This window comes from Helicobacter sp. 23-1046, assembly GCF_053654635.1.
Map to the genome: position 1 here is coordinate 1,272,623 of NZ_JBSIUS010000001.1, position 22,501 is coordinate 1,295,123.

The following is a 22,501-nucleotide window of genomic DNA, read 5'->3' on the forward strand; positions in this document are numbered from 1 at the left end:
ATAGATTTCCTAGACTCTACCATAAATTCGCACCTAAAATTCCATTAAATGCAACTTGCCCATCACATTTATACACAATTTCCCTTATGCACGATATTTTCACTGCTTAACACTTTTTGTCTTTCTTAATTTTAGGAATCTTGTGTTGATTTTTGATTCTCCTGTGGTTGTGGTTTTGGGCTAAAATCCGCCTTTTGTGCTAAACTTAACACCAGTCCGATAGCGACACAATTTGCGATAAGTGAGCTCCCGCCATAACTTAAAAATGGCACAGCAATCCCCTTAATAGGTGTGATTCCAGCGATTCCAAAGGCATTGATGATAAAACTAAAATTAAGCAAAAGTGCGACACCAACGCAAAAAAGATAATGCGTGTTATCTGTCAAATGATTAGCAATTTTTAAAATATAAAAATTGAGCGCGATAAAGGCAAGCACGATAAGCAAAAGCCCCACAAACCCGAGCTCCTCTGCAATGCCAGCGAGCACGATGTCTGTATGCACCTCACTTAAGAATCCAAGTTTGATAACGCCCTCTCCAAGTCCATTGCCAAATAATCCACCATTATAAATAGCGTTTGTAGCGTGATAAATTTGATATGGTTCTGGTAAGTCCTCCACACGCAATGAACTTGCTAAATCTTGTGGAAAAAATGAAAGGATAGAATCTTGAGCGTTTGCCCACCAAGTTTTTACACGCAAGATTCTATGGGGCTTAGAAATAACCGCAATACTCCCAACCGCAGCAATAAGAAGCATCAAAAGTCCCAAAAATCGCAAACTCCCTCCCGCACAAAGTAGCATAAATGCCAAAGTGAGTGCAAGCACAATGACTTGTCCTAAGTCATTTTGCAACACAGCGATAAGCACCACTGCCACTAAAAACAAAAACAAATACGGGATAAAAAGCTTTATCTCATCGCTCAAAGTGCGTCTCTCACCACTCCCAAACTTGCGCGAGAAACTCCACGCGAGGAAAAACACAAATCCAATCTTAAAAAATTCGCTCGGTGCGAGCGAAAAATACGGCAGTCTAATCCATCTCTTTGCTCCACCTGCCGAGCTTACATAGCCTTGTGGTAAGAAGTGCATTCCTACCATTAACACAATAGAAAACAAAAATAGAAGCCAACCAATCTTTTGGAATCCACTATCAGGGTTGAGCTGTGCAAACACCCACATTATCACTATCCCAAGCACTGCGGCAAACATCTCACGCCACAAAAAATGAAACTCTCCATAATGATAAAAGCCCACAAAATATGAACTCAGTGAATATGACATTACCACGCCCACGCACATTAAGCCAACAGCGGTAAAAAAGAGCTTTGAGCAAATCACTGCTATCCTTAAAATTTTTGCGCTCATTGTAGCGAAATTTATAAAAAATCCCCCTAAAACTTATACCCCACTTGCACCCAAAATTGTCGTCCCACTTCATATACGATAGTGGGACTTGAGCTCGTGCCTGCGTAATTTGTAGTAGCTATGGTAGGATTTTTGGCATTGAGTAAGTTAAAAATATCCATATTCATATACATTGCATTTCCACGCCATATATCCACCTCAAATCCCAAACGCATATCCCAACTAAACGCGCCTTTTAAAATCTGAGCGATAAATTGGTCTTTGTCATTATGCGCGGAGTCATAACTTGGCGATGGGCAAAATCGCGAATTTGTCGCACATCTATCATAATTCGCCCCTGCAGTGTGGATTTTTGCCACTGCTTTATATGATGAACGATAACGCAAAAAGTTATTTAAGAGCCACTTAAATTTGCCAATGTTAAAGCTGTGCGTGGTATTTAGTCGTAGTGTAAAAGGACGGACGAAGTTACTCGCAGGGCGTTGAGAGTAAGGCACAACTTTGCCCTCCCATACGATGTCATCATCTGCTATTTGTGAAGCATTCGCACTCTCTGCATAATCAACAAAATTTCGCTTCACATTTGTCCAATCCACATTAAAACTCGCATAATGCTTCACACCTCCAAATTCTAATGGATTGTCGTGCGATACAACAAGCACAACGACATCGGTATAGGATTTGCCCTCATTTGTATAAGTGTAATAAGTAGTCGTGTAGTTGCTATCAGGGGCTAATCCCACATAATCACTTCGCACATAGCGAATATCATCTTTGCCAAGTCGATAGATATATTTTGCTTCTATATGAGCATTATAAACGCGTTGCACAATCCCAGCCATTAACTCATCGACAAATGGCACTTTTAACTTGCTAAACTTAATATCATCTTTATAAGGGGTGATACAATTCGCCTTTCCACTGTTATCATAATTACTCCCTGTGCATTGCACTCCAGATTCTAAAATCTCATACCAATCTTTATTAGGATTATCCCTTGCTATGCCGATACTCATAGAATTTTGCTTCGCTTTGAGCGCATAAGCAAAGATATTGCGCCCATAGTAGCGATTTGCACCAAAAGTGATTTGCGTGGTTAGCTCCTTTGGCGCGGGTGTGATGTAGTTAAGTGAGAATCTCGGCGCGTAAGTTGCCTTGCCCATATAGCTATCTGCATCAAATCGCACGCCAAGTCGCGTGTGTAATTCGCCCGCTTTATGCAAGGGAATAGTAATGTCATCTTCTAGCCACGCGCTTGCTAGGGCATTATGCAAATCAACATTTGCCTTGCGATAGAGCTCTACATGCCCAAAATATTGTCCATACGCCCATTCTACACCGCCAGAATAATACGCCTTTTGTGGGTCGCACCATTCTAAATATTGTCCCGTGCATAGTGCTTGCTGTGCTTGTGTCATTTGCTTTTGATTGCCGTTGTTTCGGGCGAAAAAATAATCTTGTGTATAGCCAAATTGTGCGTATTGATAGCCTAGCTCTAGCCCTGCACTGAAGGCGTGCGTGGTGATAGATATATCAAATGGGGTAAAATCTTGCACGATTTTTTCGCTTAAAGTATGCTGCGTGCTCGCCGTAGGCGCATATCCTCCCTCACGCACAAACACGCCAAACCTTCCCCAATTTTTGCTACTTGAGGTAATCCAATATTTTGTATGCTCAAATCCGTGCAAAATCGTAGAATTTTCCAAAAACGAGTAACTTAAAGTATTTGTAAGCACTCCAACCGCATTTTGCCAAGTGGTTTTAAAACCCACTTGATGTCCCCCAGAATCAAAGCTAAAAAAATCTCCCAATGTCCCACTCATAAAGCGATAATCAAACTGCGGAGCATAAGTGTAGCTGAGCTCTAAACGCACAGAATCACTCGGGTCATAGTAACCTTTAATGAAATAATTATAGATTTGGCGTTTTTGGGTTTGTTTGCGCGTAGTTAAGTCTTTTGGATCTACGGGCGTGGCTTGTGATGTGCTAACATCGCTATTATAGCGCAACGGGATAAAGCTCTGTGTGGTAGCAAAGCTAGCGATTATGCCAAATTTGTCATTGACTTTAGATTCTACACTTGCGCGGATTAAGTGCTTGGTGAAAAATGGCGAGTTGTTGTCATTGTAGCTTTGTGTTACAGAATCTAAAAAGCTCTCCAAACTTGCATTGCCATAAAGATGATAATTTGTAAGACTGAATGCCTTTGGGTCGGCATTACCCTGCGTGAATTGATAAGAAATATTTGCGCCGTATTTTTTGGTGGGACGCCGTGTGTTTGCCTCCACTACGCCACCTGTGAAGCCTCCATAAGAAGCAGAAATATTTGAATCTTGCACGGTGATAGATTCTAATAAATTTGTGTCTATGGCAAGCCCTTGACTTCTGCCCGGAGCACCACCAAGCCAATCAGCAGAGCCAGCTGGGTCTAAGTCATTATTCATATTCATTCCATCAAGTTGGAAATTGTTTTGATAATGCAATCCCCCGCTAATGCTGATTCTCGCAGGGTCAATCTCGCCCGGCGTAGTCGAGCGATTTTGTGCATTATCAAACTGCACATTTGGGAGGATTCTAAGAATCGAGCCAATGTCTCCATTCCCACTTGGATTAGAATCTAATATTTCTCGTCCAATTTGCGCTCCACTTTGATAGGCTTCAAATTCTCTCTCTGCCGTAGCAGTTACTTTATCTAATTTGACTTTTTGTAAATCCTTTTTATTTTCTACTTGATTGTTATCTTGTGTTTCGGGGGGGGGGGGGTAATTGCACTCTTTGATGATTGCTCTAACTCATCACTAAGCACAAAGCCACAGAGCACAAATGCAACACACAAGATTCTAGCGTTCATTATCAATTCCTACAAAATATAAAATAAAAGGTAGGAATCTAACACATAAAATCTTAAATTTAGCTTAAATAATGAGAAATAATTTTATTATAATTAAATCTTTAAGATAATTTTTATGTAATTTTTCTCGCTTTTTGCTACAATGTTAGAAATCTCTCTAAAACTTAAATTAAGGATTTATGATGATTATAATCCCTGCCCGCTTACAATCCACCCGCCTAAGCCAAAAAGTGCTGTGCGAAATTGGCGGACTACCGATGGTCGTGCTAAGCGCAAAAAATGCCAGCAAAGTCGATGAAGTCATCGTAGCGTGTGATGATGAAGCGATTATGCAAGTGTGTCAAAGCCATAACATTAAGTGCGTAATGACTGATAAAAATCACACAAGTGGCACAGATAGATGCGCAGAGGCTGCGAGAATCTTAGGGCTAGATTCTAAAGAAATCATTTTAAACCTCCAAGCCGATGAACCCTTTATCGAAGATTCCTTACTCCAAACACTTCAATCCCTCACGCAACGCAGTGGTGCGTTTATGAATACTTTGGCAAAGGAAATTAGCATTGATGAGAGAGATGACCCAAATCTCGTAAAAGTTGTGCTTAACGCCAATAATGAGGCGTTGTATTTCTCACGGCTTGGGATTCCATATTGGCGTGATAGAGCGCAGGGAGTGCAGGCTAGCCACGCGTATTTGGGACATTTGGGACTTTATGGCTTTATCAATGAGAATCTTCAAGCCTTTTGCACTCTACCAAAAAGCCCGCTAGAGGACATTGAGAAGCTCGAGCAACTCCGCGCGCTGTATTATGGCAAAAAAATCGCACTCTCAATCGTGCAAACACAAAGCATAGGTATCGATACGCAAGAGGATTTACAAAAAGCAAAGCAACGCATTGAAAAATAAACTACTCGACAATGGCTTATCACAAATTTCCTATTTCCAACACTCCGTATTATTGATTCCCACGCTGTGTGCGCTAAATACAGGATTTTTGCCCGCCTTTTTCTGCGCTTCATAATCACGCAAGACTTTGCACGCGATATTGCTTAAAAGCAAAATTACGACAATATTTATGCTCGCCATTAGCCCCATAAAAATATCTGCCAAATCCCACGCCAAAGCCAGATTTAACTGCGCCCCGACAAACACCATCACCACAGCAAAAAACCTAAAGACTTGCAAAGCGATTTTATGCTCTGTGATAAATTTAAAATTTGCCTCCGCATAAAAATAATTCCCAATAAGCGAAGTAAAGGCAAAAAGCACGATTGCCACGCTTACAAAGATAAGCCCAAAATCGCCAAAATGCCCCCTCATCACCGCTTGCATCACTGCCATTCCGCTTAATCCACTTGTATCCACGGTAGAGCAAAGCACCATAAATGCGCTTGCCGAGCAGATGATAAGCGTGTCGATAAAAACTGATAGCGTTTGCACCATTCCTTGCTTAGCGGGGTGGCTAGTGTGTGCGCTCGCAGCGGCATTTGGCGCAGAGCCCATACCCGCTTCGTTTGAGTAAAGCCCGCGCTTAATCCCTATGACTATCGCACTCCCTGCAAATCCCCCAAATATCGCGCTAAAATCAAACGCTTCTTTTAGCACGCTAGAGAAAATGAGCGGGATTTTATCCACATTTAGCCCCACAACTACGAGTGCCACAGCGAAGTAGCCAAACGCCATTATCGGCACGAGTATGGAGGAAATGAGCGCGGATTTTTTGTCATCGCCAAAGAAAAAGAAACTCACCAAAATCGCTAAAATTAGCCCCACAAAAATCGTTAGCGGAGAGTTTTCAAACACTTCTTTGCCCACAAAAATCTCAAATGACGAAGTCAGCGTGAAAGCCTGCAGGGCGTTAAACCCAAGCGCAAAGCAAAAAATGAGCGAAATCGCAAAGATAATGCCAAGTTTTCTAGAATTTAGCGCGGATTCTATGTAGTAGGCGGGACCGCCTTTGTAGCGGTGTGTGCCGACTTTTCGTTTATACACTTGCGCGAGGGTGGATTCTACAAACGCGCTTGCCCCGCCTACAATCGCGCTAACCCACATCCAAAATAGCGCGCCACTCCCCCCGCTAGCGATAGCCACGCTCACGCCCACGATATTGCCTATGCCCACGCGTGAAGCAGTCGAAATCATCAGCGCACCAAATGGCGAAATATGCTCTTTCTCGCTTTTTTCCTTTAGCACGGCAAACACATCGCGCAAAAATCGCAACTGAATAAAACGCGTGCGAATGGTAAGATACGCCCCACAAAGTAGTAACGCAAACACGAGCCAATAAGTGTATAAAAACCCGCTAAAACTGCCTATAAAGTCGTTAAATACTTGCATTTTGTTTCCTTTTGTTTTTTGCCACCTCATTTGCGTTAATCACGCCACCGATAAAGCCCACTTTTTGTATAAAACCTTGCGAAATGTCGTAATGATGAATGAACAACTCATCATTTGGATACAGACATTTGATTGCACAGAGTGCCTTAAAAACAGCACAAAAAATCCCTAAATCCACCGCGTTGAAAAATAATCTTTGCCATTTGTCGCTCCGTTTAAAATAAATCGCAATTATAGCGGAAATTTGTATTCACACAGATTCGCAAGTATTTTTAGTGGATTGTGTCGTTTGTATTCGTTTCGCCTTGCTTCGCACACGCCCCCCCAATAACGACAAAAAGCCCGCGCTAAGCTCAAAATACCAAAACTTGCCTTGTTGCAAAATCTTTGTTACAATTCTGCCCCTTGCGTTTTAAAATTTAAACTTAAAAACGCAAAATCAAAAGCGGGGCAATCACAATGCAACAAAATGTGGCAAGAAGCCCCCAAAATCTAATCAAAGGAGCAACAATGGCAATAGGAATGGGCGAGCTTAAAAAAGGGCTAAAAATCGAAATCGAGGGAATCCCCTATCGTATCGTAGAGTATCAGCATGTCAAACCGGGCAAGGGAGCGGCGTTTGTGCGCGCCAAAATCAAGTCGTTTTTGGACGGCAAAGTCATCGAAAAGACTTTCCACGCGGGCGATAAATGCGAAGAGCCAAACATCGTAGAAAAGCCTATGCAATACCTCTATCACGATGGGGACAGCTATCAGTTTATGGATACGGAAAGCTATGAACAAACCGCGATGAGTGCCGAGCAGGTGGGCGAAGCAACCAAATGGCTACTTGATGGTATGAATGTCAGCGTCCTGCTGCATAATGACAAGGCGATAAGCGTGAGTGTGCCTCAAATAGTCGAGCTAAAAATCATAGAAACCCCGCCAAACTTCAAGGGCGACACCTCATCTGCTGGCAAAAAGCCCGCTACTTTGGAATCTGGAGCGGTGGTGCAGATACCATTTCACATACTAGAGGGCGAGACTATCCGCGTAAATACCGAAACAGGCGAATATGTGGAGAAAGTGAAGTAGGGGGTAAAAAGGGGACAAAAATGGCAAAAAGAGTCTTAGTGCCTTTGGCAGAGGGGTTTGAAGAAATCGAGTTTGTAAGCATTGTAGATACTTTGCGTAGGGCTGGGGTGGAGGTAGTCATCGCTGGCGTTAATGGCTCTAACGAAGTAGGGGTGAAAAAGGATTTGCGCGCAAGTGGAAATAGCGCGGGAATCTACACAGGGGCGCACGGCATAGAGATATGCGCGGAAGTCTCTTTAGAGGGACTAGATTCTAGCGCGTTGGCGGGATTTGATGGGGTGGCTTTGGCAGGGGGCTGGCAGGGAATGCTAAACCTAAAATCTAGTCAAAAACTGCGCGAGATTTTGCAAGATTTTAAAGCGCAGGGCAAGCTAGTAAGCGCGATATGTGCCTCGCCTATCGTGCTAGATAGCGCAGGAGTTTTGGCTGGGAAATTTGCGTGCTACCCTAGCTGTGAAGCATTCACAGAGGAGGCTACGAGCGATAATGCAGACAAAAACGCAGAATCTAGCACGGACAAAAACGATAACAAAGCAAGAAAAACACCACAGCCAAAGCCCCTAAATGGCGAGTATGAGCCAAATGCAAGTGTTGTGAGAAATGGCAATCTCATCACCGCAGCAGGACCTGCCACAGGGATTTTATTTGCCCTAGAAATCATAAGCTACCTTTTGGGGCAAGCAAAATCAAACGAGATAGCCGAGCAAATGCTTGTGCCATATCTCAAATCAAATGCTAAGATTGTGCGGGATTTGTGAGATTGCAGATTAGATAAATACAAATTTGCCTAATTTAGTTTTAAATGCCAAAATTAAATTGTTTATAATATAAATACATTTAAAAACAAAGGAATAATAAAATGGCTTTGAAAAAGAGCAATCTTATAGATTCTGTATCGACAAGCGACATACAAAGTGCGGGATTAAGCAGGATATACCAACACACGCAAAACTATCAATGTGGGAGCATATCAGCATTTCGACAATATAGAGATGGCTGGGAAAATGAAAGTGAAATGATGCGAAAAAATCCTAAAGTCATCAAGGAATATAAAATCCCTTACAATGAAAATAAAGATAGGCACAAATTGTTGGGTGGATTATTGCATAAAATGGGTATAGATACGATTGAAATTATTGGGAATTATATAGAGGCAGGAAGTGGTAAATTAGCTAAAGAATTAAGCTATTTTTGCTTTGTAGATTCTCAAAAATTTACACTTAAAGAGTGTTTGATAGATTTGGGGGATAGATTTGAGCAAGATAGTATCACTTACGCTAAAAAAGGAGAAAATTTTGAATTAGTTGCATCACACACACATACAGATAGTGATGGCAATATTTGGCATAAAGGCGATATTATCGCGGAATTTGATAAAGGCAAACTTTTTGGCAAAACAGATGGTAAAATTTACTCCCTCATACGAGGCAGACCATTTCAATGGGCTGGCTGGAAACCAACAAAAATACAATCGTGTAAAAAGGCTAGTGATGATTTTTATAGAATCTACATAAGCTCTTTATATCCAACAGAACGATTTATAAAAGAAATTTATTTTGAAAACCTCTTACCTAAAATATCCACCAAAAAGGGGACAATGAAAAAAATATTAGCCAATGTGGATAAATCGTTGTTTTTACAAAATGCTGGATTTTAACACAAACAACAAGCACAATGAACGCCATTATAGCCACTTATAAACCACCATTTATGAGCTCTAATGCGTTTTTAAATAAGCTAAAAAAACATTTTAATTGTCAAAAGGCAGGGTTTTCTGGCACACTTGACCCATTTGCTAAAGGGCTTTTAATCGTGGCGTTTGGCGGACATACCAAACTTTTGCCATTTTTAGATAAGGCTAAAAAGACTTATCGTGCGACACTTTGGCTTGGCGCAAAGTCAAAAACACTTGATATTGAGGGTATTTCAAATGTGAATATTGTGCCAAGATTCCCTATTAGTGCGATTGAGAATCTCTTTAGCTCGCTTGTGGGTAAAATTTCATACACGCCACCTGCTTTTAGCGCAAAGAAAATCAATGGCAAAAGAGCATATCAACTCGCCAGAGAAGGAAAAGAGGTAAGATTAAAAAAGTGCGTAATGGATATTTTTACGCTAAAAATCCTCCACTACACGCACCCATTTTTACATTTTGAGGTAACGCTATCTGGAGGCGGATTTGTGCGCTCTTTAGGTGAGATTATCGCAAATAGGCTTGGTGTAGATGCTTGCCTTAGCTCACTAGAGCGTGTTGCAGAATGTGGAATTAGTCTTGCTTATATGCAAAGTGTAGGTAAAGATTCTATCGATTTGGGAGTGAAATACCCATTGTATCACCTTGATAGCGTGCAGATTCTGTCCTTTGAGACATTGGAGGTTCAGAGTGAGGAATTTGAAAATGCTGTCTTTAATGGGCGTAAAGTTTTGCTACTTACGCAGAAATGTGGTGTATATAAATGGTGTTTTGAGAGGTTTTTTTCACTTATCGAAGTTTTACCAAACAAGGAAGTAAAATATTTATGCAATAGGATTGAATATGCTAATACTATCGAGAAAACAAGATGATGGTGTGATTATAGGAGATGAGATTGAAATCAAAGTCATCTCTATCGAAAAGGGAAGTGTGCGCTTAGGACTTAATGCGCCAAAAGATATGCTCATTTTGCGCTCCGAGCTTAAAGATGCAGTCGCACTACAAAACCAACAAGCCTCACTCAATGCCGACAATAATGTCCTTCCACAAGCAAGTGAAATAGGGATTATCAAAAAGAAATAATATGCTTAAGCTTTGCATAAAAAGCTACCCTAAACTCAACATTTTTTTGCAGATTCTAAACAGGCGTAGCGATGGATTCCACACTATTGCTTCGCGCTTTGTCTTAGCAAAAGGCGCGCTGTTTGACACCATACACATACAAAAAGGCAATATGCTCAACATTGATGGCGACTTTGGCTGCGAAATGCCAAACAACACCATTTATAAAGCCATTCTCGCGCTCAAGGAAGTGCTCATCAAGCGACTAAATAATAGCAAATCCCCTACCCCGCATTTAAATGATAGTATTGATATGGTGGAGAATCTCCATATCACCGCAGAAAAAAAAATCCCAAAGGGAGCTGGGCTTGGTGGAGGAAGCAGTAATGCAGGAGCTGTTATTAACGCATTTTGTGCGCATTTTGAGCTCACCCTCTCAAACGCTGAAATTTTGCATATTGCGCAAAAAAGTGGTGCAGATGTGGCATTTTTTCTCCATTGTCATACAAGCGCGAATGTCTCGGGGGTCGGCGAAGTAGTAGAAGAGTTTAACGAGGAGGATTTGACATTTGAGATTTTCACGCCTAGCATTGCTTGCAATACACCGCTTGTGTATCAAACACTCGATGAAATGGTAGCTAAAAAACTCGCGCAATACGCAGATTCTAAGCAATCACGCGATTTGTTTGCTCTTAAAAGCGAACAAATCCTACGCACACACACAAAAGAGAATCTCAATGGGCTATATATCGCAGCCCTACACGCCTATCCGCAATTAGCGCAAGTAGCACGAGATTTGGGTGATGAATGGTTTTTTAGTGGTTCTGGGTCAAGTTTTTTTCGGTTGGCACGATGAAAAAACACAAAATCCTTAGAATCTTTATCCTTTTTGCATTAGGTATAAACGCTCTATTATGCTATCCTGCAGATGAAAGCAGGCTATCCATTCGCCCAAAAAAAGAACAAAAGACTTATGGCTTTGGCGAGAGTGATGAGCGCGGAAGAAACTCAAAAAGCTCGTATCAAAGGGAAAATAACGCGCTATATTACCTAAATAAAGATTCTAAAAAACTCGCAGCCTTTTATGACACGCTCGCAAGGAACTCACAAAACAAACAATACGCGCATTTTCGCTCCCGCACTCTTATTGAGCATAATGCGTATAACGCCCTAAATAATGCGCAAAAAAAATCCCTCCATAACGCATTGGTGCTAAGCAGATTTTATCCAAATGGCTTTATGAAATACAGCGAGCTTGGTGGCATAGGCATAAGCGGGACACTTCGAGCAGATGATGACGCAAAGCCCACTTACTATCACTTTGATTCTCGCTATTTTAGCGACTTAGAGCTATTAAAAGAGCAAGATAATATACGCATTTATGCGATGTGTGTGCTTCCAAGATTTGACAACTGCATTTTGTTTGGCATTGGCGAGGAATGGTAGCTCTCACTGCCAAGCACTTATGGCTTATTTTTTGCTTTTATTTCAAAAAATAAGGATTATATTTGAGAACTTTAGTTTTATTGCGCGGTATCCCAGCTAGTGGTAAAAGTAGCTGGTTAAAAGAACATAATTTAGAACTTTACGCGCTTAGTCCAGATTCCCTACGACTCTCTCTCGCCTCGCCTATTTTAGGCAAAAATGGCACTTACACCATTAGCCAAGATAATGATAAAACCGCGTGGAAGCTACTTTTTGAGATATTAGAATCGCGTATGAAAAATGGTGAATTGAGCATTATCGATGCAACACATATAAGCGCAAAAGCCATTAGAGCGTATGAGGATTTGGCTGAAAAATATCGCTACCACATTGTGGTGGTGGATTTTAGCGATATAACATTACAAGAAGCACTCAAACACAATGCCAATCGTGAATACAAACGCGTAAGTGATACAATCATTACCACAATGCACGAACGACTTATACAAAGCCTGCAAAACCCATTGCCAAAGCGTTATCAAATCATTAAACCAAGCGAAATACACAAACTCCTCTTTACACCCATTGATTTAAATGCCTACAAAAAAATTCATCACATAGGCGATTTGCAGGGTTGTTACACCGTTATTGTGGCGTATTTACAATGGCAATGTAAGAATCACCACACACAATCTAGCGGACAAATAACTGATTACAAGGCACTTTTAAACCCAGATGAATATTATATTTTCTGTGGTGATTACATTGATAGAGGGATTGAAAATGCACAAGTCGTAGCGTTAATGCTGGCAATAATGGACTTGCCAAATGTGTGCTTGCTAGAGGGCAATCACGAGCGTTGGCTACGCAAATGGGGTGAAGAGCAAATACAAACAAACACTCAAGAGCAAACAACACAATATTCCAATGAATTTGCTCATTTCACACTCAAAGAACTCAAAGATTCTCACATTACACAAAAAGACGCGCGCAATCTCACGCGCAAACTCCGTCAATGTGCGTTTTATGACTTTAAAGACAAGCGTGTGCTCGCTACGCACGGAGGGCTAGCAAGCCTACCAGAGAATCTCACTCTAATAAGCACGCGCGGGCTCATCTATGGAAGTGGTGGGTATAGTGATGTGAATGAATGCACCAAAAATTGGAAACAAAACACGCCAGCACATTGTTTTCAGGTCTTTGGGCATCGCAATAGGGAAAAATTGCCGATGCGTGTAAATGAGCGGTGTTTTGTGCTTGAAGGTGGCGTAGAGTTTGGTGGTGAATTACGCATAGCTACTCTTGAGGGCGCAGATTCTCACAAAAAACAAGAATCTACAATAACACTCACACAAAAATCCCACAAAGAGCCTCAAAAAGAGCTCTCACTTGCCCTCACACATACAATCCACCGAGATGGGTGGGGCGAAGTGAGAATTACAAATCCTGTGCATAGGAATAATGCAGATTTTCAAAACACTTACGCCATAATAGAGCTTATACAAAATCTGCGTAAGAGTGCGTTTGTGCGGGAAAAACAATATTTTGATGGGCGTATTTGTAGCTTTAACTTTAATCAAAAGGCATTTTACACTAAAGCGTGGAATGACCTCACTTGCAAGGCTAGAGGACTTTTTATTGATGTTTTGCATAACAAAGTGGTAGCGCGCAGTTTTGATAAATTTTTCAATCTCAACGAAGTGCCAAAAACGCGCTTAGAAAACCTAAAGGAGCTGTGCTATCCACTGAAATGCTTTGTAAAAGAAAATGGATTTTTGGGAATCTTAAGCGTAGATTCTCATACAAATGAATTTTTGATTACCTCTAAATCTGACCCGACAAGTGCGTTTAGCGGATATTTTAAAGAAATTTTATTTAACTCACTAAACGATGAGGCGCGTGAGCTACTTAAAAATGCCATTGTAGAGCGAGATATAAGTCTTGTGTTTGAAGTGATTGACCCCATACGCGACCCACACATTATCGCGTATGACACGCCTAAAGTCATTTTACTCGATGGCTTTGCTAATGCGTTGCAAACAAGGCGCATAGATTTCCGCTATCTGTGTGATTTAGCCAAAAAACTTGGCATAGAACACAAGGCTAAAGTGTGTGAAATTAGTGATTTTGGTGAGTTGCAATCTTTCATCGACAAAGTGCAAGCCCCAGATTTTATGTATTCTCAAAAGGATTTTCAAGCAAACTTTGAAACACAAAGCGACTTTGAGAATCCAGCACAATCAAGCGACAAAGAGGAAGCTAAACGACACATTGAGGGCTTTGTGATTGAGGATAAAAATGGCTTTATGTTTAAGTTAAAATTGCCATATTACACGATGTGGAAAGGTTTGCGTAATGCGGTTGAAAAAAGCCTTGATAAACAACAAATGGTGTTGCCAGCATTTATCCACGACAAACAAGCCCTAGCATTTTGGGCATATCTTAGCGAGCTGGTGGAGCGTGAGGGATTTAGTGTGCTTGCAAACAACATCATCACTCTGCGAGAGAAATTTTTTAAGCAAATGTAATCCCGCATTCTTAATAAATCATAGATTCTTAAATTACTAAAAGTCCAATAGAAATTTTGGATAAAAAACTATCCATTTTAGGAAAAATTAAGGTAAAATCGCAAATTTAAACTTCATAGAATATTTAAGGTGTATGAATGATAACTTGGATGCAAAGGCATAGAAAGTGGCTTGTAGTAACAATTTGGATTAGCACGATTGCATTTGTAGGCGCAGGTGGTATCTGGGCGGTAAATGGAAACATTAGCTTTAGTGGTGATTCCGTAGCAAGAGTGGGCGATATAAAAATTTCAAATGCACAATACCAACGACTTTATAGCAGAATCTATGAGCAATATATGCAAGACTTGCAAGGTAACTTTGATGAAGCAAAGGCAAAAGAGTTGGGACTACCGCTGCAAACAATACAAAGTCTCGTTGCACGCGCTCAACTGCTAAGTTTTGCGAAAGATTTGGGCTTGCAAGTAAATGATGAGGAGGTTTTGCAAAACCTCCAGCAAACCCCAGATTTCCAAGTCAATGGAGTATTTGACAAAGCCACTTACATAGATTTGGTTACAAAAAGTGGCTGGCGCACAGAGGAATATGAAAAACAGCTTAGCGATGATATATTGGTGAGAAAGCTTTATGATGCACTTAATGCTAGTGTGCCAAAAGCAAGCGCACTAGAATCTCTAAGCCTTGAGTTTCCACTGCATATCCAAGATAAACTTGAATTAAAGGTGCTTACAAAACCTTCGGTTAGCCTTAGCGAGGAGCAAATAAAGCAATATTGGGAATCTCATAAGGATAAATGGCAAACAGAAACGCTTTATAACATTGAATTTATGAAATTTCTCACAAGCGAGCAAACAATCACACAAGAAGAAATCGATGAGGAAGCAAACGAGGAGTATAAACGACAGCTTAAAGGTGAGGGAGAAAATAGTGCATTGCTTGATTCTATACGGCAAGAAATTGCAAGTAGCTTGCCTAGACAAAAGGCTTTGCGCGCGGCAAATCGCGCTTATACGCCATTTAGTAATGAAGAGATAAGCGGAAGTGTAATGCAATCAAACCTTAAGCCAAATATGGAGCTTGAGGGCTCTAACATTGTGATTAAAGACACAAATATTGGTAATGGCATTACGCTAAGCGCAGAGGGCATTGAGGCTTTAGAATCTGCGAGCAACGGGCAAGTGCTAAAGCCCATAGAGCAAAGTTATGGATTTGTGCTTTTAAAACTACGAGAGAAATCCAAGCCCAAACCAAAAGAATTTAATATAGTAAAAAATGAGGCAAAAGCTGAACTAATGCACCAAAAACAAGAAGAAGCACTCAAACAAGAGGGGCAAAAACAAGTGGAAAATTTCAAAGGTGTTGATGTGGGATTTTACTCTCTTGGTATGGATTCTCTAAGTCAAACCCAAGTGCAGAATCTACAAAAGGCAGGGTTTAAATTAGAACAACTTAACCTTTTGAGTGAAATTTTAAGTGAAATTTTTTCCAACCAGCAAAAAAGCGGCTTTGTCAATATGGGCGAATTTGGTGTGCTTTATAGAATCTTAGAGCAACGCTTGGATACTACAAAAAACCCGCAATTTGCCGATAGAGTAGGCACGGAGTATTTCAATCAAGAGATTTTTGGTTCTGTTTTAGAATCCTATATCAACGAAAAATACAAACCGCAAGTGTTTTTTAACTTTGAGTAGCAAACTTATGAAAGCAAATACAATGAAAGGACATATATGCAAGCCCCTATTATTTTAGCTATTGATATTGGCTCAAGTAAAATTTGCGTGCTTATTGCAGAGATAAATCTTGGCGTGCCTCGTATAATCGGTATGGCAAGACGCAGTTCTTTAGGCGTCATAAAGGGCGTTATCAGCAATATTGAGCAAGCAAGCCACTCTATCAAAGCGACCGTTGATGAAGCGAAGCGAATGGCTGGGGTAGAAGAATTACCACAAGCCACTATTTGTATTTCTGGGGCTTATGCTTCTGGGGAAAATTACTCAGGAATTGTCAATGTCTCTGATGGCGAAGTTAAATTCAATGATATTGAACGCGTGATAAAGGACTCTGTCCGCAAACGCGAAAGCAAACTTGAGGCGATTCACATCTTGCCATACAGATTCCAAGTTGATGATTATAAAATACCATCTGATGACCCAATGGGACTATCAGCAAATAGGCTGGAATGCTACACACACATTGTCTCGGCAAAAAAAGAGGGATTAGAAAACCTAAAAAAAGTCATTCACAACTGCGGAATTGAAATCAAAAACATTATCCTTAGCTCCTATGCCTCATCTATTGCTGTGCTTACCCCCGAAGAGAAACAATGGGGTGTCGCGTGTATCGATATTGGTGGGGAAATTTCTGATATTATGGTGCATAGTGGGCTTTCAATGGCTCATAACGACTATCTTGGAGTAGGCTCAAACCACATTACTTTAGACTTAGCAAAAGCACTTGGTGCTCAAATCCCAACAGCAGAACAAATAAAAAAAGATTATGGAGATTTGATTATTAGTCAAGAGCATAAAGGGAAAGCACTTGGATTCCCTACTAGAGATTCTGAACAAAAAAGCGTAGATATGGAGCATATTTGTGGTATAATCCAAGCGCGTGTAAAAGAAACACTAGAAACGATAAATGCCCTACTTGAAAGCTCTCAAGTAAGGGAAAATTTGCGTGGTGTGGTGCTCACTGGTGGATTTGTGAAGTTGAAGAATCTACAAAAATACGCCAATGATTTAAAAATATTTGGAAATCTCCCCGTGAGAATTGGCGTTCCTGCTGATATTGATGGTATTGGCAAGAGCGAGATTCAAAGCCCAGAAATGGCGACAGCTATCGGGCTCGTGCTCCATAGTGCTGGGAAATTTACAAATTATGAGTCAAGTGGCAAGGGGAGAATACAAATGCTCAAATCCTACGCGACCAAAAGTGTGGAATCTATCCTCCCAAATGAGGACACAGAAGTAGGCGATGTGAAGGATATACAGATTCAAGAACGAACAAAAACCAATGGTGTTGGAAATCCTTTTAAAAAGGTATTTAGTGGATTTTATGATTGGCTCAAGGGCTTGTTTTAATTGATTTTAAGGAGATAATTATGGGAATGGATGAAGTAAAAGTTCGCGAGATTGATGAAACAGAATATAGAGATTTTTTAGGTGCTAGAATCGCTGCTATCGGTGTAGGTGGCGGTGGAAGCAATATGATAAATCACCTTGCCAAAAAAGAAGAATTGCCCGAAGAAATCGCCCTTATTGCTGCTAATACGGATATGCAGCACTTATCTAAAAACAGAGCAAGAGAAAAAATCCAGCTTGGCAAAAAACTTACCAAAGGACTTGGGGCTGGTGCTGACCCGCAAAAAGGACTTGCAGCTGCTGAAGAGAGCGCGACAGAAATTGCTGAAGTGTTACGCGGTTATGATATGGTCTTTATCTCCACAGGGCTTGGCGGAGGCACAGGCACAGGTGCATCTCCTATCATTGCTGATATTGTAAATAAAAATGATACACTCACCGTAGCGATTGTTACCAAGCCATTTGACTTTGAGGGAGATAGGCGCAAGAAAGTAGCCGAAGAGGGCTTAAGAGAGCTTAAATCAAGAGTTCATTGTATCATCGTAATCCCAAACCAGCGCGTAATGAGTATTTTGGGCACTGACGCTTCTAAAAGACAGGCTGAAGAAAAAGTCAATGATGTCTTAGCAAATGCCGTGCTTGGAATCTCAAACATCGTCCTAGGTGGAAATGGTGAAAATGACCAAAATGTAGATTTTGCTGATATTCGCGCCGCAATGGAAAATAAAGGCTTGGCGATGATGAGTATCGGCGAGGGTTATGGCTCAAATGCTGCTATGGATGCCATAAAGAAAGCTATAGATTCTGAAATGCTTAGCCACGAGAATCTCAAAGGCGCGCAAGGGATTATCGCGTGCTTTGAAGCACACCCTGATTATTCTATGAGCCAGCTCAATGAAGCGTGCGAGCTTATCAACGCACTAGGCACAGAAAACACATTTATGAAAATTGGCAATTATTGGAAAGAGGACTTTGAAAAAGATTATGTGCGCGTTACATTCCTCGCCACAGGCTTTGAGAATGAAGTAGCCTTAAGCACGGTTGATAAAGAAAGTGTAAAGAATCTGCCAATGACTGATGAGAGCTTTGTCGCATATCCCACAAGAGTGGCAAATGGCGAAATCATTATGTATGATAAAAGCAATGGTCGCGTATTTGACAGAGATGGGTTTGATGAGCCAACTTATATCCGCAACAAGCAAGATTAAGCTCACAAGCATAAAATAAAGAGAATCTAATGGCAATCAATACAACAAAGATAGTAAGATTTTTAGATTCTCTCTATTTGCTCCTGCTTGGGATAGGTGTGGGTGCGATTATTGCGTGTATTTTTAGTGCGCCTACTCTATTTAGGGCAGGGGAAATTTTAACCCTACCAATCACTAAAGAACAAAGCGGTGTGCTTATGGGGAGAATCTTTGAGAATCTCAACATTGTGCTTTTCATCGTTGCTGGTGGCATTATTGTCTTTGAATTTATAGTTGCTAAAATGTTAAGAAATTCAAGCATTGTCATTGTCCTAAGTGCTGGCATTAGCCTTATTATGATTTTCCTTTTTGCGCTGTATTACACGCCCTATATCCTATCTGCCCCCGATGCGCAATCGCCAGAGTTTCAATCTATGCACACCCAAAGCGTGGTTGTCTTTGATATTTTACTTGTGAGTCTTTGCGTGCTTTTTGTAAGCAAGTTTTTAAAGATTGTGCAACGATAAATTGTATATTTTTCTCCCACAATGTAACAATATATTTGTAAGGTTTATTTATAATGCAAAGTCAATAAAATATTTACTAAAGGATACATTATGATTGATTTAGCGATTGTTGGTGGTGGTCCCGCTGGACTAAGCGCGGGACTATACGCCACGAGGGGAGGTATTAAAGATGTGGTTTTGCTTGAGAAAGGTATGCCCGGCGGGCAAATCACAGGCTCAAGCGAAATAGAAAACTATCCCGGTGTAAAAGACATTGTCAGTGGTATGGACTTTATGGAGCCTTGGCAAGAGCAGTGCTTTCGCTTTGGGCTTAAGCACGATATGAATGAGGTTATGCGTGTGAGTAAGAATGGTGAAATTTTTGAGATTTACAAAGGCGATGGCGACATTCTCCAATCAAAAGCCGTGATTCTCGCTACAGGTGGGAGACCCAAGCGTAGTGGCGTCAAAGGCGAAAATGAATTTTGGGGCAGAGGCGTGAGCACTTGTGCGACTTGTGATGGATTTTTTTACAAAGATAAAGAAGTTGTTGTGCTTGGTGGTGGCGATACTGCACTTGAAGAAGCTGTCTATCTCGCTAGAATCTGTAAAAAAGTGTATGTCGTGCATAGACGCAATGAATTTCGCGCCGCGCCTACAACGATTAAACACGCCAAAGAAAATGACAAAATCGAGTTTATCACGCCTGCAATCGTTGAAGAAATCAAAGGCGATAGCAGTGGCGTAACCTCTGTGGTAATCAAAAATACTCAAACTGAGGAGATAACAGAACTTCCCGTGCCGGGCATTTTTATCTTTGTGGGCTATGATGTCAATACTCAAGTGCTCAATCAAGGTGATGGCACAATGCTATGCGAACTTGATGAATATGGAAGCATTAAGGTTGATATAACGATGAGGACAAATATCAAAGGACTTTTTGCAGCGGGCGATGTGCGCTCTAATGCACCAAAGCAAGTCGTGTGCGCGGCTGGCGATGGAGCGTGTGCGGCACTACAAGCCATAGCATTTTTACAGGGGCATTAGGCTAATGCCTTTGGATTTTAGAATCTAAAGGCGATTTCCCTCACAACTTGATACACCTAGATTCTTATAAGGATTGCGTATGGCAGATATGATGAAGCACATTGGGATTTTTGGCGCGAGTGGGCGCATTGGTAAGCTCCTTATTGAGGAGATTGCTAAAGAGTGTGATTTGCACATTAGCAGTGTCTTTGCACGCGATGAAATCCAATCGCTTAACAATCAAAACCTCCCTGTGGCAAAAGACATTAGTGAATTTTTGCAAAATTGCCAATGTGTGATTGACTTTAGCTCAAATGCTGGGACTTATGCGTTATTAAAGCAAGCTGTTGATATGCGAGTTTGCATTCCTATGGTAATTGGAAGCACGGGGTTAGATTCCCAAACAAATGCGCTAATGCAACGCGCAAGCGAGCAAGCTCCCATTTTATACGCGAGCAATATGAGTAGAGGCGTGGCGATTTTAAGCAAGATTTCCGCACTTGTAGCAAGTAGCCTGCGTGAGAGCGATATTGAGATTGTCGAAATCCACCATCACCACAAAAAAGACGCTCCAAGTGGCACAGCACTCACTCTCGCACAATCTTGCGCCAAAGCGCGTGGGCTAGAGCTAGAAAAAGTGCGTGTAAGCGGGCGCGATGGAGACATCGGTGCAAGGAGCAAAGATGAAATCGGTGTGATGAGCCTACGCGGTGGTGATGTCGCTGGGAGGCATACGGTGGGATTCTATCTTGATGGCGAGTATATCGAACTCACACATAACGCTACAAGTCGTCTCACCTTTGCTAAAGGGGCAATCGCTGCGCTCAAATGGCTCACCGCACAAAAGCGCGAAAATGCAATCTATGGGGTAAATGACTTTTTAGGATTTGATTAAATATCAAGTCCGCGTAGTTCGCTCCCGCTCTCTTGCTTAAATTTCTTTAAATCCTCTGGGCGCAGAGTATCGGCGTTTATCTCACAAGCGATATGGAATCCTAAATCGCAACTTTTATCAAAATAACTTCGCGCTAGAGGGATATTGATATTTGTGCCTATGCCAAAGGCATAAATAGCCCCTAGATTAAAGCACGCGGTAGATTCTTTATTATCGCACGCTAAAGTATAAAAACCTCGTGCTTTTGCTAAATCTTTTGGCACGCCCAAGCCATTGCGAAAAAGCACTCCTAAATTATTACACGAGAGCATAACGCCCTCATCACACGCAATAGTGTAATATTTCATCGCCTCGCTAAACTCACCCTCCTCGTGGAGCATTAACCCTATATTATGCACAGCATATACATTGCCATTTAGCCATGCTTTAAGGTAATATTCTATGGCTTGCTTGCGCAATCCAGCATAGTGGAATATGCGCCCTATATCATTGCAAGACTTCTCGCATTCTTGCACGCTCTCTAATCCCTCATTGATAAGCAAGACACAAGCTCTGGCTTGCCTATCCTCCGTGCAGAGTGTATAGGAGCGCGTCCATTCCTCATTGCTTATTTGCGCGAGACTTGGTGTGAATGTGGCGCAAAGCATTATTGTAAATGCAAAAATATGTCGTTTCATTGCTACTCCTTAAGGTGCTTGCTCTGTGTCATAAGAGATTCTTGGTTGTAAAACTTGTATGGGTCGTATTTGAATACAAAAAATGGATTTCCACTGCCAAAGACTATATAACTTATACCCCAAAGAATTAGGAATATGGGAGAAGTGCAACAAAATGAGATTGGTATTCCTAATAGTATTTCTTCAAAACGAGAATTTGCAATAGAGACACAAACAAGGACAGCCAACACTATAAATTCTATCAAAAATAGAACGATAAATAAAACCTTAAAAAATCGAATAGCTATAAGGTTTTTCTTTATTTGATAGATTTCCTCAGGCAAAGGCTTAAAAATAGATTTGACAAAGAAAAATACAACAAATGTCATCACAAAAATAAATAAACACAAAATAGCTAATTCGTTTAAAAAATTCTCGGACTTGGGGGTGAAGCTAGAAAATTTCCAACTAACAGACATTCCACCCCCAAGCAAACAATAGATATACATAAAAACTTTCTTGTTGTTTTTAGATTCAAAAAACAAACCATAGCAAATCCACCAGCAAATACGACACATAAAAAACCCTACAAAAAAACTTAAAGTTATAAGCAAAATCTCTGGACGCGCCTTACCTAATATTTTTACAAATTGAATAGCAAGTATTACCAATGCAAATTCTATAAATACCATTGTTTTATTCATTTCTCAATTCCTTGCTTATAAATTATTTGATTGGTTAGTTTCAACTCTAACCGCTAATTTTTTCATTTTTGCTCCTTTATAATTTCTCAACAAGCCTACTTAAGAGAGATT

The 22,501-nt window shown here is 40.9% G+C and carries 22 protein-coding genes; 15 read left to right on the forward strand and 7 right to left on the reverse strand.

Annotation, left to right across the window (positions count from 1 at the left end; all coding sequences use genetic code 11):
* Positions 1-131 precede the first annotated feature (131 nt).
* Genes ACWIUJ_RS06180 through ACWIUJ_RS06190 form a run of 3 tightly spaced genes read right to left on the reverse strand, consistent with a single transcriptional unit; the run spans position 132 to position 4,218 of the window.
* Entirely contained in the window at positions 132-1,340 is a 1,209-nt protein-coding gene (locus ACWIUJ_RS06180; protein WP_454169651.1) for an FtsW/RodA/SpoVE family cell cycle protein, read from the reverse strand.
* A 53-nt stretch (positions 1,341-1,393) separates the two neighbouring features.
* On the reverse strand, positions 1,394-4,150 hold the full coding sequence (locus ACWIUJ_RS06185) for a TonB-dependent receptor plug domain-containing protein (RefSeq protein WP_454169735.1): 2,757 nt from the start codon (positions 4,148-4,150) through the stop codon (positions 1,394-1,396).
* A complete protein-coding gene (locus tag ACWIUJ_RS06190; protein WP_454169652.1) occupies positions 4,093-4,218 on the reverse strand; it encodes a hypothetical protein in 126 nt (41 codons plus the stop codon). The genes ACWIUJ_RS06185 and ACWIUJ_RS06190 overlap by 58 nt, the downstream gene beginning before the upstream one ends.
* A gap of 182 nt (positions 4,219-4,400) precedes the next feature.
* On the opposite strand from ACWIUJ_RS06190, the gene kdsB reads away from it, so the two are divergent.
* Complete coding sequence (kdsB, locus tag ACWIUJ_RS06195; protein WP_454152017.1) at positions 4,401-5,123, forward strand: 3-deoxy-manno-octulosonate cytidylyltransferase; 723 nt, start codon at positions 4,401-4,403, stop codon at positions 5,121-5,123.
* 30 nt (positions 5,124-5,153) lie between these two features.
* Here the strand turns inward: kdsB and ACWIUJ_RS06200 are convergent, their stop codons facing one another.
* Together ACWIUJ_RS06200 and ACWIUJ_RS06205 are read right to left on the reverse strand one after the other, a co-directional pair.
* Positions 5,154-6,554 (reverse strand): alanine/glycine:cation symporter family protein, encoded by a 1,401-nt coding sequence (locus ACWIUJ_RS06200; protein WP_454169653.1) that lies wholly within the window; start codon positions 6,552-6,554, stop codon positions 5,154-5,156.
* Entirely contained in the window at positions 6,541-6,732 is a 192-nt protein-coding gene (locus ACWIUJ_RS06205; protein WP_454169655.1) for a hypothetical protein, read from the reverse strand. The genes ACWIUJ_RS06200 and ACWIUJ_RS06205 overlap by 14 nt, the downstream gene beginning before the upstream one ends.
* A gap of 332 nt (positions 6,733-7,064) precedes the next feature.
* On the opposite strand from ACWIUJ_RS06205, the gene efp reads away from it, so the two are divergent.
* From efp to dapB, 14 genes are all read left to right on the forward strand, one after another.
* A complete protein-coding gene (gene efp / locus ACWIUJ_RS06210; RefSeq protein ID WP_454150770.1) occupies positions 7,065-7,628 on the forward strand; it encodes an elongation factor P in 564 nt (187 codons plus the stop codon).
* A gap of 20 nt (positions 7,629-7,648) precedes the next feature.
* Positions 7,649-8,386 (forward strand): DJ-1/PfpI family protein, encoded by a 738-nt coding sequence (locus ACWIUJ_RS06215; protein WP_454169656.1) that lies wholly within the window; start codon positions 7,649-7,651, stop codon positions 8,384-8,386.
* Positions 8,387-8,487: 101 nt separating this feature from the next.
* Positions 8,488-9,285, forward strand: a complete 798-nt coding sequence (locus ACWIUJ_RS06220; protein WP_454169658.1) for a hypothetical protein — start codon at positions 8,488-8,490, stop codon at positions 9,283-9,285.
* Positions 9,286-9,302: 17 nt separating this feature from the next.
* Positions 9,303-10,193 (forward strand): tRNA pseudouridine(55) synthase TruB, encoded by an 891-nt coding sequence (gene truB / locus ACWIUJ_RS06225; RefSeq protein WP_454169660.1) that lies wholly within the window; start codon positions 9,303-9,305, stop codon positions 10,191-10,193.
* A complete protein-coding gene (locus ACWIUJ_RS06230) occupies positions 10,165-10,404 on the forward strand; it encodes a carbon storage regulator (RefSeq protein WP_454150763.1) in 240 nt (79 codons plus the stop codon). The genes truB and ACWIUJ_RS06230 overlap by 29 nt, the downstream gene beginning before the upstream one ends.
* Position 10,405: 1 nt before the next feature.
* Complete coding sequence (locus tag ACWIUJ_RS06235; RefSeq protein ID WP_454169662.1) at positions 10,406-11,239, forward strand: 4-(cytidine 5'-diphospho)-2-C-methyl-D-erythritol kinase; 834 nt, start codon at positions 10,406-10,408, stop codon at positions 11,237-11,239.
* Positions 11,236-11,829: a hypothetical protein gene (locus ACWIUJ_RS06240; RefSeq protein WP_454150760.1), complete on the forward strand. Its 594-nt coding sequence runs from the start codon at positions 11,236-11,238 to the stop codon at positions 11,827-11,829. Before ACWIUJ_RS06235 ends, ACWIUJ_RS06240 begins: the two co-directional genes overlap by 4 nt.
* Positions 11,830-11,891: 62 nt before the next feature.
* Positions 11,892-14,336, forward strand: coding sequence for an RNA ligase (locus ACWIUJ_RS06245; RefSeq protein ID WP_454169664.1), 2,445 nt, complete (start codon positions 11,892-11,894; stop codon positions 14,334-14,336).
* Positions 14,337-14,473: 137 nt separating this feature from the next.
* Entirely contained in the window at positions 14,474-16,027 is a 1,554-nt protein-coding gene (locus tag ACWIUJ_RS06250) for a peptidylprolyl isomerase (protein WP_454169666.1), read from the forward strand.
* 36 nt (positions 16,028-16,063) lie between these two features.
* Positions 16,064-17,416 (forward strand): cell division protein FtsA, encoded by a 1,353-nt coding sequence (ftsA, locus tag ACWIUJ_RS06255; RefSeq protein WP_454150754.1) that lies wholly within the window; start codon positions 16,064-16,066, stop codon positions 17,414-17,416.
* 20 nt (positions 17,417-17,436) lie between these two features.
* Entirely contained in the window at positions 17,437-18,624 is a 1,188-nt protein-coding gene (gene ftsZ, locus ACWIUJ_RS06260; RefSeq protein WP_454169668.1) for a cell division protein FtsZ, read from the forward strand.
* Between the two features lie 29 nt (positions 18,625-18,653).
* A complete protein-coding gene (locus ACWIUJ_RS06265; protein WP_454169670.1) occupies positions 18,654-19,130 on the forward strand; it encodes a DUF4149 domain-containing protein in 477 nt (158 codons plus the stop codon).
* A 90-nt stretch (positions 19,131-19,220) separates the two neighbouring features.
* The gene (trxB, locus tag ACWIUJ_RS06270; RefSeq protein ID WP_454150749.1) at positions 19,221-20,156 is read left to right on the forward strand and encodes a thioredoxin-disulfide reductase; all 936 of its coding nucleotides are present in this window, start codon (positions 19,221-19,223) and stop codon (positions 20,154-20,156) included.
* Positions 20,157-20,247: 91 nt separating this feature from the next.
* Positions 20,248-21,030 (forward strand): 4-hydroxy-tetrahydrodipicolinate reductase, encoded by a 783-nt coding sequence (gene dapB / locus ACWIUJ_RS06275; RefSeq protein WP_454169737.1) that lies wholly within the window; start codon positions 20,248-20,250, stop codon positions 21,028-21,030.
* Here dapB and ACWIUJ_RS06280 read toward each other — a convergent pair.
* Together ACWIUJ_RS06280 and ACWIUJ_RS06285 are read right to left on the reverse strand one after the other, a co-directional pair.
* Positions 21,027-21,707 (reverse strand): tetratricopeptide repeat protein, encoded by a 681-nt coding sequence (locus ACWIUJ_RS06280; protein WP_454169672.1) that lies wholly within the window; start codon positions 21,705-21,707, stop codon positions 21,027-21,029. The genes dapB and ACWIUJ_RS06280 overlap by 4 nt on opposite strands.
* 2 nt (positions 21,708-21,709) lie before the next feature.
* Positions 21,710-22,390 carry a hypothetical protein gene (locus tag ACWIUJ_RS06285; RefSeq protein ID WP_454169674.1) on the reverse strand — a complete coding sequence of 227 codons (681 nt, stop codon included), beginning with the start codon at positions 22,388-22,390 and terminating at the stop codon, positions 21,710-21,712.
* Positions 22,391-22,501 lie beyond the last annotated feature (111 nt).